Origin of the sequence: Pseudomonas sp. PDM25 (assembly GCF_019219045.1) — a bacterium.
Classification (GTDB): Bacteria; Pseudomonadota; Gammaproteobacteria; order Pseudomonadales; family Pseudomonadaceae; genus Aquipseudomonas.
In genome coordinates this window covers 48506-60720 of the sequence record NZ_JAHUWL010000012.1, presented here as the reverse complement: position 1 = coordinate 60720, position 12215 = coordinate 48506, and the positions used below count along the sequence as shown (strand labels likewise).

The following is a 12215-nucleotide window of genomic DNA, read 5'->3' as shown; positions in this document are numbered from 1 at the left end:
GCTTTTGGTTTTTTCCAAATGTTGAGCCCGTAACGAGCATTTTCTGACCCGATTGATCGTTCCCGCGTTCCGGTTTTTGGTTTTGGTCGGGCATAAAAAAACGGCGATCACTTCGGTGATCGCCGTTTTTGTGTATGGGTTATCGAATCAAGGCATCAACACTTCAATCGAACCATCCGCCGTCATGCTGACCTGACTTGTACCAGCTTCGACTTCCGGCGTAACCGGCGCACTGTCCATGCTCGCCGCTTTCATCATCATTGGCGCGCGCATGTACGGTTGTGGATAACCGTTACTGTTCAGGTTCAGGTTGACGATTTTGTAACCCTTGCCGCCCAGCGCGTCGGTGGCCAGTTGCGCACGGGCCTTGAAGGCAGTCACGGCGTCTTTGAGCAGCGCATCTTCGCTGGCCTTGCGGGTTGGGGTGGCGATGGCGAAGTCCATGCCGCCCATTTTCAGGTCGGTGAGCAGTTCGCCGGTCAGTTTCGACAGCGCCGCAAAGTCGGAGCTTTCCAGACGCAGTTCGGCGCGTTCGCGCCAGCCGGTGATTTTCTGGCCCTTGGTATCGTAGATCGGGTAACTGTTGCGGCTGCCCTGGCGCAGGGTGACTTCCTTGACCTGTTTGGCCTGGGCCAGCGCTTTGTTCATGGTGGTGCTGACGTCGGCGGCGAGTTTGGCCGGATCGGTGTTTTGCTCTTCTGTATAGAGGGTCACGATCATCAGGTCGCGGGCCACTTCCTGACTGACTTCGGCGCGCAGGGCGATCTGGTTGTAGTGCAGCTCGTCGGCAGCCAGGGCCGGGAGGCTGGCGACGGTGCCAACACTAAGGGCAAGAAGAGCGGCGCTGCGGCGGAATGTGTGCATGAAAGCTCCTTGGGCGATGCGCAGGGGTAATGTCCGAGCCTGCGTGAAACCATCAGACTCTAGCTTTTATGATCCGGTTCGCACAGTTACAACTTCTATACAGATCGATCACAGGTGACCCTGTGGTGAGGGGATTTATCGGAACGCCGCACCGCCCCGTTCGGCTGCGAAGCAGTCGTAAATATCGCCCTGAAGTAGGCAGGCAGGATTCGGTTGTGAATTTTGGGGCGGCTTCGCCACCCAACGGGGATAAATCCCCTCACCACATTAGGCCTTCAAGCCGCTCACACCTGTGGTCGTTTGCCGCACTTTCGCCTCTCAGGCCCGCGGCTTGGTTATACTCCGTGCGATCCGCCTGGAGCGCTCATCAGGAGAGCTCATGCTCGCCCCCGTTCAAATCACTTCCGCAACTCGCCAGAATCTCTGGCGGCTGACGTTCATCCGCACATTGGTGTTGGCCGCTCAGGCCGGTTCCGTGGGCTTGGCCTACTGGCTCGACTTGCTGCCGCTGCCCTGGTTTCAACTGGCCGCGACCCTCGGTTGCTCGATGTTGCTGTGCGCGTTCACGGCCATTCGCTTGCGTACCACATGGCCGGTTACCGAACTCGAATACGCCGTGCAACTGGCCTGCGACCTGTTTATCCACAGTGCCTTGCTGTACTTCTCCGGCGGCTCGACCAACCCCTTCGTCTCTTATTACCTGGTACCGCTGACCATCGCCGCCGTGACGTTGCCGTGGCGTTATTCAGTGATTCTGTCCGGTATCGCGTTGACGATGTACACCCTGCTGCTGGCCCGCTTCTATCCGCTGCAAACCTTCCCGATCGCTCGGGAAAACCTGCAGGTATACGGGATGTGGCTGAGTTTCGCCCTGGCCGCGGCGGTCATCACTTTCTTCGCTGCACGCATGGCCGAAGAGCTGCGTCGTCAGGAAGAACTGCGTGCCATCCGTCGCGAAGAGGGCCTGCGCGATCAGCAACTGCTGGCCGTCGCCACCCAGGCTGCCGGCGCCGCCCATGAACTGGGCACGCCGTTGGCGACCATGAGCGTGTTGCTCAAGGAAATGCGTCAGGACCATCACGACCCGATGTTGCAGGACGACCTGAGCGTGCTGCAGGATCAGGTCAAACTTTGCAAAGAAACCTTGCAGCAACTGGTGCGCGCCGCCGAGGCCAATCGCCGATTGGCCGTGGAGATGCAGGACGTCACCGATTGGCTCGACGAAGCCCTGAACCGCTGGCACCTGATGCGTCCGGAAGCCAGTTACCGCTTTCAGCGCTTGGGCCAAGGCGCCGTGCCGCGCATGGCGCCGCCGCCGGACCTGACCCAGGCGCTGCTGAATTTGCTCAACAACGCCGCCGACGCTTGCCCCGAAGGGCTGCAAGTGACGCTGGACTGGAATGCCGAGGACTTGACCATCAGCATCCGCGACCACGGTGCCGGTGTACCGCTGGCCATCGCCGAGCAGATCGGCAAGCCATTTTTTACCACCAAGGGCAAAGGTTTCGGCCTGGGCCTGTTTTTGAGCAAGGCCAGCGTGACACGCGCCGGCGGCTCAGTGAAACTCTACAGTCATGAGGAAGGCGGCACGCTCACCGAGCTGCGCCTGCCCCGTGTCGCCCGAGGAGACGAACATGAGTGACGAGATCCAAGTCGAAGGCGAAGAACTGCCGCATTTGCTGCTGGTAGACGACGACGCAACGTTTACCCGGGTGATGGCCCGTGCCATGGCCCGCCGCGGCTTTCGCGTCAGCACCGCCGGTTCCGCCGAAGAAGGCCTGACCATCGCTCAGGCGGACCTGCCAGACTATGCCGCGCTGGACCTGAAAATGGACGGCGATTCCGGCTTGGTGCTGTTGCCCAAGCTCCTTGAGCTGGACCCGGAAATGCGCGTGGTGATCCTCACCGGTTACTCGAGCATCGCCACCGCCGTCGAGGCGATCAAGCGCGGCGCCTGCAATTACCTGTGCAAACCGGCGGACGCCGATGACGTGCTGGCCGCGCTGCTCTCCGAACATGCCGACCTCGACACACTGGTACCGGAAAACCCGATGTCGGTGGATCGCCTGCAGTGGGAACACATCCAGCGCGTGCTGACCGAACACGAAGGCAACATCTCCGCCACTGCCCGGGCCCTGGGCATGCACCGCCGCACGCTGCAGCGCAAACTGCAGAAGCGTCCCGTTCGTCGCTGAACCTGCGCTGAATGAATGCAGGTCGCTCCTCGCGGGGAACCGAACCGATCATCTATGATCGGTTCGTGTGTGTTCTTTTCTTTATCGAGCCTTATCCATGAATCAGAACGCTGAATATTCCGCGGTCAACGATGCTGTGCGCGGGCAGTTTTTTCGCAAAGTCTGGGCGATGACCACGCCTTATTGGCGCAGCGAAGAGAAGGGCAAGGCCTGGACGTTGCTCATCGCCGTGATCGCACTGTCGTTGTTCAGCGTGGCGATTTCGGTGTGGGTCAACAGTTGGTACAAGGATTTTTACAACGCCCTGCAAAAGAAGGACGAAGCGGCCTTCTGGCAGTTGATCCTGTATTTCTGCGGCATTGCGGCGGTGGCCATTCTCGGCGCGGTGTATCGGCTCTACCTGACCCAGATGCTGACCATCCGCTGGCGGGCCTGGCTCACCGAGAAGCACTTCACCCGCTGGCTCGACAACAAGAATTACTACCAGCTGGAGCAGGGCGGTTACACCGATAACCCGGACCAGCGCATTTCCGAAGACCTCAATAAATTCACCACCAACACCTTGCTCCTGGGCCTTGGTTTGATCCGCAACATCGTCAGCCTGGTGTCGTTCTCGATTATTCTGTGGGGCGTCTCAGGCAGCATTGAAGTGTTTGGCTATACGATTCCCGGCTACATGTTCTGGTGTGCACTGGTTTATGCCGCCGTCGGCAGTTGGCTGACGCATGTGATCGGTCGTCGCTTGATCGGCCTCAACAATAACCAGCAACGTTTCGAAGCCGACTTGCGTTTCTCCATGGTGCGGGTCCGCGAAAATGCCGAAAGCATTGCGCTGTACAACGGCGAGCCCAACGAGAATCGTCGCTTGAGCAGCCGTTTCGGGCTGGTCTGGCACAACTTCTGGGACATCATGAAAGTGTCCAAGCGCCTGACCTTCTTCACCTCCGGTTACGGCCAGATCGCGATCATCTTCCCGTTCATGGTCGCCGCGCCGCGTTACTTCGCCGGCAAGATCGAGCTCGGTGAGCTGATGCAAATCAACTCCGCGTTCGGCAACGTCCAGGAGAACTTCAGCTGGTTCATCAGCGCGTACCAGGATCTCGCCGAGTGGCGTGCCACGTGTGATCGTCTGCTGAGTTTCCGCCAGGCCATGACCGACAACGAAGAGCGGGCACCGGCCATCGATGTGCAGAACCAGGGCTCGGCGTTGAAGGTGCATAACCTTGGCCTTGACCTCGCTGACGGTCGTCACTTGCTGACCAACGCCGACATGACCGTGGAGGAGGGCGAGCGCGTCATGCTCAGTGGCCGTTCCGGCAGCGGCAAGTCGACCTTGTTGCGGGCGATGGGGCATCTGTGGCCGGCTGGCCACGGCAGTATTCGTCTGCCCGCGGCGCGTTATTTGTTCCTGCCGCAAAAACCCTATCTGCCGATTGGCACGTTGCGTGAAGCGCTGAGTTATCCACAGCCGGGCGATACGTATTTGCACGAGCGCTACGTTCACGTACTGGAGGCGTGCCGTTTGCCGCACCTCGTTGCTCGTCTGGACGAAGCCAATCACTGGCAGCGCATGTTGTCGCCGGGTGAGCAGCAACGTCTGGCCTTCGCTCGTGCGCTGCTTTACGCACCGCAATGGCTGTACATGGACGAAGCGACCTCGGCGATGGACGAGGAGGACGAAGCTTCGCTGTATCAGAGCTTGATCGATGAGATTCCGGGATTGAGCATCGTCAGCGTCGGGCATCGCAGCAGCCTGAAGCGCTTCCATCCACGGCATGTTCGTATCGAGAATGGCCATCTGGTGGATCAAACAGTGACCGCCTGAACACTTCTGTTGGTTTTACGATTAACCAAAACTCACATCGTTGTCAGCACCAGCTCAGATAGAGAATTCTCTATCTGAGCCGGTATTGGCTTGGTCAAGGGTTGATTTTCAGACCACGGATAGCTGATACGCCTAACGACACGGTGCCTCTCTTGACTTCATATAAAACTTTCACGGACTTATCCAGGTGATCTTGAAAAACCTGTTTGAGAACTTCGATGGTGATGGTTTTTCCAACGTTTTCGTTGGTGATTACGTGTTCAAAATGCTCGCTGTCGTCAGGGTAGGGAAACTCTAAACTCAACCTGATCAGGTCTCCGGCAGTCATATCTCGGTATGACGGAATTAAAACACCAACAGATTTTCCAACTTCGCTTAAGTAGAGGTCAGAACTTTGGGTTTCTCTAATGCCAGGTCTTTCAAAAATTAGTTGTTGGCTTTTCATGGCTTAAGTCCTTTGGATTCTGCACACCTGATTGAGAAGTGATTGACGTCTAGAAGAGTCGGCGGCTTAACTCCTGATAAGTAGATCTTCCGCATGCACAAGCGGCTACTGTCATAAATGACAGTTCAGACAAGTGGTAGTTTGAAGGTTGGCTGCTGTCTTATGTTGCCGGGGTGATCGTACAACCGCGTTGAGCTATGATGCGGTTTCAGCCGCAACTTTCGAGAAAGACGTTCACCATGGAAAACCCGATCGACGCACCACGCCTCCCTCGCAAGCGCCGCAGCCTCGCTCAGGAACTGGTGACGGTGCTGTCCGAGCAGATCCGCGACGGTCACCTCAAGCGTGGCGACAAGTTGCCCACCGAGTCGGCGATCATGGATGCCCATGGCGTCAGCCGCACCGTGGTGCGTGAAGCGATTTCCCGTTTGCAGGCGGCAGGCCAGGTTGAAACCCGCCACGGCATCGGTACCTTCGTGCTCGACACCCCGAGCCCGAGCGGTTTCCGTATCGACCCGGCGACCGTGGTCACGCTGCGGGATGTACTGGCGATTCTGGAACTGCGCATCAGCCTTGAAGTGGAATCCGCCGGCCTCGCCGCGCAACGCCGCAGCCCCGAGCAACTGGCATTGATGCGAGCGGCGCTGGATGCATTGAATGAAAGTGTTTCCCATGCCAGCGATGCGGTGGCGTCCGACTTCCAGTTCCACCTGCAAATCGCCCTGGCGACCGGCAACCGCTATTTCACCGACATCATGACCCACCTGGGTACCAGCATCATTCCGCGCACGCGCCTCAACTCCGCGCGCCTGGCCCATGACGACCAACAGCACTACATGAATCGCCTGAGTCGTGAGCACGAAGAGATTTACGACGCGATTGCGCGTCAGGATTCGGATGCGGCGCGGGCGGCGATGCGGTTGCATCTGACGAACAGTCGCGAGCGGCTGCGTCATGCGCATGAAGAGGCTGAAGCTCAGCGAGGATAAGTTTTCTGTCTGCGGATGATTTATTGCCTGACAGACCGCTTTCGTCGGAACGCCGCCCGGACCAAGCCCGCTCCCACACTAGATCGTCTGTGAACACAAAATGAGTGAACACTAGACATCAAATGTGGGAGCGGGCTTGCTCGCGAAGGGGCCAGCAGCCGTTACGCTATGGCTTCAGCCTGACCTGAGAATCGAGCGATCCACCCTCACGGCCCACTCAGAAACCCCAGCCTTGGCATCGAATGCCACATGCCCATGCTCATCCACCACCGCCCGAGCAATCGGCACTCCCTTGGCCAACAACTCCAACGGCGCACCCTTCAGCGATTGGCCCGAGGCCAGTTCCAGTTTCAATTTGATAGTCATCATCGATCTCCTTATCAGGCAACGTTGCCGGTGGGTTTGTAATCCTTGAGCAGCAAATAAGTGCTCCAGCCCCACCAGTCATCCACGGTGGCGGTGTCGTTCAGGTTGTTGACGTCCTTGCGTCGCAGCACCTTGTTGCCCTCGACCCTGAACAGCGGTGAGAAGTTGGTCGCCAGGTTCAGTACGGCTTGCAGATCAGGCAGCTTTTTCAAGGCGGCGAAATTGGCGGCCGACGGGGCGATTCCGCTGAGATAAGCCGCGAACACTTCATCCGCAGACACCTGAACCGCCTGATTCACTTGGGTGCGATTGGCGCTGGAAAGGTCGTCGAAGTAGCGTTTGTCCCCATACGCGCGCCATTGATCGCCGTTGCCATTGCGCACGTTGAGGCCGAATTTGCTGTCTTCGTCGTGCATGAACCGCGTGATCAACGAACCCAGATCGCTCGGCGTGACCACCGCTGCCAATTGTTTGCGCGGCACTCGCAGGTGGCCGGTGGAAAACAGGTCGGTCAGGTAGTGATCGGCAAAAGCGTTCATCGCATAGGCCAACTCCAACTGCTTTTCATTGCCGCTGGCGTGGGCCAGCACCGCTTGTTGCACCGCCGCGGTGTGCCCGGCGATATAGGCCAGCAGCGCCCATTCGGCGAAGTGATCGGCATTGTTGGCAGCCAGTTTCAGGTAGCGGCCAAATGGGAACAACGCCGAAACGACACTGCCGCCGCCGGTGATCTTGTTCCACTCTTCTGACAACGTATCACCGAGGGCGTCATAAGCCTCGTGAGGTTGTTTACCGTCCTTGATCGCCTGCTTGATCGCGGCGATTTCCTTTTGCATCACACCGAGGATCAGCTTGGCTTCAGCGTTAGCAGCAGGCAGCACGGCCAGCGAGTTGAAGGCATTGGTAAAACGCTGGATTCGGTCGGCGGCTGTTGCGCCTTCGCTGATCGGTTGATCGGGAATTCCATAGAAATCACCCCCCAGCGCAATGACCTGGCCATAGGTCAGCGCCAGCCCGTTGGGCAGATGCAGTTCCACCTGCGAAGCGGGAATAGCTGGTGCGTCCTTGATGAAGCGCAGCAGCGTGCTGTCGCCGATGGCGGTGTGTTCGCCACCCTCGAACCTCAGCTGTGGCTTGCCATTCAGGGCATTGCCGGAGGTTGTGGGCAGAGGCGCGGGAAGAGGAATCGTAGAGCTGTGATGATCAGCAATCTGCAAGATCACATGTGGGTTATTCCCGATGAGAGGAATGCCATGCTCGGTAAAAAGATCATCCAGTTCGGCAATGACCTGTTTCGGTTTTTCCTTCGGTTGTGCGTGTAGACCTGACATTTCTATCTCCTTGATATGTCGTCGGTACGATCAAAAAATAACTGTATGCATATACAGTCATCTGGATCATAGGTGAGAATTTTCCTACGTCAAGAAAATACCTTTCCGACTCAAAATCTGCGGTTGGCGATGAAATGCAGTTGACGGTTATTATTTAAGTTGTACGATGACCTACAACTTCGGCGAAGGCTGAACGGTTTTCTCACACACATACGTCGCTATCCAGGGTGTTCGAATAATGAATCCACAAGAACTGAAGTCCATCCTCTCTTCCGGTCTGCTGTCTTTCCCGGTTACCGATTTCAATGCTCAGGGCGATTTCCATCGCGCGGGCTACATCAAACGTCTCGAATGGCTGGCCCCATACGGCGCCTCGGCATTGTTCGCCGCGGGCGGCACCGGTGAGTTCTTCTCTCTGGCGGCCAGCGAATATTCGGAAATCATCAAGACCGCCGTCGACACCTGCGAAACCAGCGTGCCGATTCTGGCCGGCGTTGGCGGTTCGACTCGTCAAGCCATCGAATACGCACAGGAAGCCGAGCGCCTGGGCGCCAAAGGCCTGTTGCTGTTGCCGCACTACCTGACCGAAGCCAGCCAGGACGGCGTTGCCGCCCACGTTGAAGCCGTGTGCAAATCGGTGAAAATCGGCGTGGTGGTTTACAACCGCAACGTCTGCCGCCTGACCGCGCCGTTGCTGGAACGTCTGGCCGAGCGCTGCCCGAACCTGATCGGCTACAAGGATGGCCTGGGCGATATCGAGTTGATGGTGTCGATCCGTCGCCGCCTCGGTGATCGCTTCAGCTACCTGGGCGGTTTGCCGACCGCCGAAGTCTACGCCGCAGCCTACAAGGCACTGGGCGTACCGGTTTACTCCTCGGCGGTGTTCAACTTCATCCCGAAAACCGCGATGGATTTCTACCACGCCATTGCCCGCGAAGATCACGCCACCGTCGGCAAGATCATCGACGACTTCTTCCTACCGTACCTGGACATCCGTAACCGCAAAGCCGGTTACGCGGTGAGCATCGTCAAGGCCGGGGCAAAAATTGTCGGCTATGACGCAGGTCCTGTGCGTGCGCCGCTGACCGATCTGACGGGCGAAGAGTACGAAATGCTCGCCGCGCTGATCGACAAGCAAGGTGCGCAGTAACACATCCGATTAAACAAGGCCGCTGAGTATTCAGCGGCCTTTTGCGTGAGGAGAACATTCCGTGGCAAATGCAAAGCGTTTTGATAACTACATCAATGGTGAATGGGTTGCGGGTAGCGAATACTCCAACAACATCAACCCGTCCGAACTGACCGATACCATCGGCGAGTACGCCAAGGCTGATCTGGCTCAGGTTCACGCCGCCATCGACGCTGCTCGCGCCGCGTTCCCGGCCTGGTCCACGTCGGGCATTCAGGCACGTCACGATTCGCTGGATAAAGTCGGCAGCGAAATACTCGCCCGTCGCGAAGAGCTCGGCACCTTGCTGGCCCGGGAAGAGGGCAAGACCCTGCCTGAAGCTATCGGCGAAGTGACCCGCGCCGGCAACATCTTCAAGTTCTTCGCCGGTGAATGCCTACGTCTGTCCGGCGACTATCTGCCGTCGGTGCGTCCGGGTGTGAACGTCGAAGTGACTCGCGAAGCGCTGGGTGTGGTTGGTCTGATCACACCATGGAACTTCCCGATCGCAATTCCTGCGTGGAAAATCGCCCCGGCGCTGGCCTACGGTAACTGCGTCGTGCTGAAACCGGCGGATCTGGTGCCGGGTTGCGCTTGGGCGCTGGCCGAAATCATCTCCCGCGCAGGCTTCCCGGCCGGTGTGTTCAACCTGGTGATGGGCAGCGGTCGAGTGGTGGGCGATGCGCTGGTGCAGAGCCCGAAAGTCGACGGCATCAGCTTCACCGGTTCCGTGGGCGTCGGTCGTCAGATCGCGGTCAACTGCGTGTCGCGCCAGGCCAAGGTTCAGCTGGAAATGGGCGGCAAGAACCCGCAGATCATTCTCGACGACGCCGACCTCAAGCAAGCGGTCGAGCTGTCGGTACAGAGCGCGTTCTACTCCACCGGCCAGCGTTGCACTGCTTCGAGCCGCTTCATTGTCACCGCCGGGATTCACGACAAGTTCGTTGAAGCCGTGGCTGAGCGCATGAAGTCGATCAAGGTCGGTCACGCGTTGAAAGCCGGCACCGACATTGGTCCGGTGGTCTCGCAAGCGCAGCTTGAACAGGACATGAAGTACATCGACATCGGCCAGTCCGAAGGTGCACGTCTGGTCAGCGGCGGTGGTCTGGTGACTTGCGACACCGAAGGCTACTACCTCGCGCCAACCCTGTTTGCCGACAGCGAAGCCGCGATGCGCATCAGCCGCGAAGAGATCTTCGGCCCGGTGGCCAACGTGGTTCGCGTAGCGGATTACGAGGCTGCGCTGGCCATGGCCAACGACACCGAATTCGGTCTGTCGGCGGGCATCGCCACCACGTCGCTGAAGTACGCCAACCACTTCAAGCGCCACTCCCAGGCCGGGATGGTGATGGTCAACCTGCCGACGGCGGGCGTGGATTACCACGTTCCATTCGGTGGGCGTAAAGGTTCATCCTATGGCTCACGTGAGCAAGGTCGCTACGCGCAAGAGTTCTACACCGTGGTGAAGACCTCTTATATCGGTTCCTGATACACCGCAATACCTGTGGGAGCTGGCCTGTCGGGTCGCCGCATGGCAGCGATGGCATCACCGCGGTATGACTGACATACCGAGGTGCCCGCATCGCCGGCAGGCCAGCTCCCACAAAAACAACACCGTTATTACCCGCATAAAAATAATCAGTGGGAGTACATCTACATGCAAGCGACCAAGCCGACCCACGTCCGCTATTTGATTTTGCTCATGCTTTTTCTGGTGACCACGATCAACTACGCCGACCGGGCTACCATCGCCATCGCGGGCTCCAGCCTGCAAAAAGACCTCGGCATCGACGCGGTCACTCTCGGTTATATCTTCTCCGCATTCGGTTGGGCCTACGTGGCCGGGCAAATTCCAGGTGGCTGGCTGCTGGACCGTTTCGGCTCGAAAAAAGTGTATGCGCTCAGCATCTTCACCTGGTCGCTGTTCACCGTGCTGCAGGGCTATGTCGGTGAGTTCGGCATGTCCACGGCGGTGGTTGCGCTGTTCATGCTGCGCTTCCTGGTGGGCCTGGCCGAAGCGCCATCCTTCCCCGGTAACGCGCGCATCGTAGCCGCCTGGTTCCCGACGGCTGAACGCGGCACCGCCTCGGCGATCTTCAACTCGGCGCAATACTTCGCCACGGTACTGTTTGCGCCGCTGATGGGTTGGATCGTCTACAGCTTTGGCTGGCAGCACGTGTTTATCGTCATGGGTGTGATCGGCATCATCTTCTCGGGGATCTGGCTGAAGGTTATCCACAGCCCGCGTCAGCATCCGATGATCAACGACGCCGAGTTCAAGCACATCGCCGACAACGGCGGCATGGTCGACATGGACCAGGACAAGGGCAAAGGCAAAAAAGTCGACGGTCCAAAGTGGGACTACATCCGCCAGTTGCTGACCAACCGCATGATGCTCGGCGTGTACCTGGGCCAATACTGCATCAACGGCATCACCTACTTCTTCCTGACCTGGTTCCCGGTGTACCTGGTGCAAGAACGCGGCATGACCATCCTCAAAGCCGGTTTCATCGCCTCGTTGCCGGCGATCTGCGGCTTCATCGGTGGTGTGCTCGGCGGGGTGATTTCCGACTACCTGCTGCGCAAAGGCCACTCGCTGACCTTCGCCCGCAAGGCACCCATCATTGCTGGCTTGCTGGTCTCCAGCAGCATCGTCGCGTGTAACTACGTGGACATCGAATGGATGGTGGTTGGTTTCATGGCCTTGGCGTTCTTTGGCAAAGGCGTCGGCGCATTGGGTTGGGCCGTGGTGTCCGACACCTCGCCGAAACAGATTGCCGGTTTGAGTGGCGGCCTGTTCAACATGTTCGGCAACATCGCCTCGATCACCACCCCGATTGTCATCGGCTACATCATCAGCTCCACCGGTTCGTTCAAATGGGCGCTGGTGTTTGTCGGTTGCAACGCCCTGGTCGCGGTGTTCAGCTATCTGGTGATCGTCGGTCCGATCAAACGTGTGGTACTCAAGGAACCGCCCGTCAGCGGTCCTGAAGCCAATAACAAATTGTCTCAAGCGCATTCCTGAGGAGCGG

General features: G+C 58.4%; 11 protein-coding genes. 7 read left to right on the top strand and 4 right to left on the bottom strand.

Going from position 1 to position 12215, the window contains the following annotated elements; all coding sequences use genetic code 11:
- Positions 1-147 precede the first annotated feature (147 nt).
- Positions 148-864: an SIMPL domain-containing protein gene (locus tag KW848_RS22090; protein ID WP_111450429.1), complete on the bottom strand. Its 717-nt coding sequence runs from the start codon at positions 862-864 to the stop codon at positions 148-150.
- 379 nt (positions 865-1243) lie between these two features.
- Here KW848_RS22090 and KW848_RS22085 point away from each other — a divergent pair, with 379 nt between their 5' ends.
- The 3 genes from KW848_RS22085 (at position 1244) to KW848_RS22075 (ending at position 4884) form a co-directional block, all read left to right on the top strand.
- Positions 1244-2506 carry an ATP-binding protein gene (locus tag KW848_RS22085; protein ID WP_111450428.1) on the top strand — a complete coding sequence of 421 codons (1263 nt, stop codon included), beginning with the start codon at positions 1244-1246 and terminating at the stop codon, positions 2504-2506.
- Positions 2499-3059, top strand: a complete 561-nt coding sequence (locus tag KW848_RS22080; RefSeq protein WP_007942792.1) for a response regulator transcription factor — start codon at positions 2499-2501, stop codon at positions 3057-3059. The genes KW848_RS22085 and KW848_RS22080 overlap by 8 nt, the downstream gene beginning before the upstream one ends.
- A 97-nt stretch (positions 3060-3156) precedes the next feature.
- The gene (locus KW848_RS22075; protein WP_111450427.1) at positions 3157-4884 is read left to right on the top strand and encodes an ABC transporter ATP-binding protein/permease; all 1728 of its coding nucleotides are present in this window, start codon (positions 3157-3159) and stop codon (positions 4882-4884) included.
- Positions 4885-4978: 94 nt separating this feature from the next.
- Here KW848_RS22075 and KW848_RS22070 read toward each other — a convergent pair whose 3' ends face one another.
- The gene (locus KW848_RS22070) at positions 4979-5329 is read right to left on the bottom strand and encodes a hypothetical protein (RefSeq protein ID WP_218538040.1); all 351 of its coding nucleotides are present in this window, start codon (positions 5327-5329) and stop codon (positions 4979-4981) included.
- Between the two features lie 239 nt (positions 5330-5568).
- Here KW848_RS22070 and KW848_RS22065 point away from each other — a divergent pair, with 239 nt between their 5' ends.
- Positions 5569-6318 (top strand): FadR/GntR family transcriptional regulator, encoded by a 750-nt coding sequence (locus KW848_RS22065; RefSeq protein ID WP_046045828.1) that lies wholly within the window; start codon positions 5569-5571, stop codon positions 6316-6318.
- Between the two features lie 174 nt (positions 6319-6492).
- Here the strand turns inward: KW848_RS22065 and KW848_RS22060 are convergent, their stop codons facing one another.
- Together KW848_RS22060 and KW848_RS22055 are read right to left on the bottom strand one after the other, a co-directional pair.
- On the bottom strand, positions 6493-6684 hold the full coding sequence (locus KW848_RS22060) for a hypothetical protein (RefSeq protein ID WP_046045829.1): 192 nt from the start codon (positions 6682-6684) through the stop codon (positions 6493-6495).
- A gap of 14 nt (positions 6685-6698) precedes the next feature.
- Positions 6699-8015, bottom strand: a complete 1317-nt coding sequence (locus KW848_RS22055) for a phospholipase (protein WP_218538039.1) — start codon at positions 8013-8015, stop codon at positions 6699-6701.
- 238 nt (positions 8016-8253) lie between these two features.
- Here KW848_RS22055 and kdgD point away from each other — a divergent pair, with 238 nt between their 5' ends.
- The 3 genes from kdgD (at position 8254) to KW848_RS22040 (ending at position 12208) form a co-directional block, all read left to right on the top strand.
- The gene (kdgD, locus tag KW848_RS22050) at positions 8254-9165 is read left to right on the top strand and encodes a 5-dehydro-4-deoxyglucarate dehydratase (protein WP_046045831.1); all 912 of its coding nucleotides are present in this window, start codon (positions 8254-8256) and stop codon (positions 9163-9165) included.
- Positions 9166-9226: 61 nt separating this feature from the next.
- A complete protein-coding gene (locus KW848_RS22045) occupies positions 9227-10672 on the top strand; it encodes an aldehyde dehydrogenase family protein (protein ID WP_218538038.1) in 1446 nt (481 codons plus the stop codon).
- Positions 10673-10840: 168 nt separating this feature from the next.
- Positions 10841-12208, top strand: coding sequence for an MFS transporter (locus KW848_RS22040; protein ID WP_111450421.1), 1368 nt, complete (start codon positions 10841-10843; stop codon positions 12206-12208).
- Positions 12209-12215 lie beyond the last annotated feature (7 nt).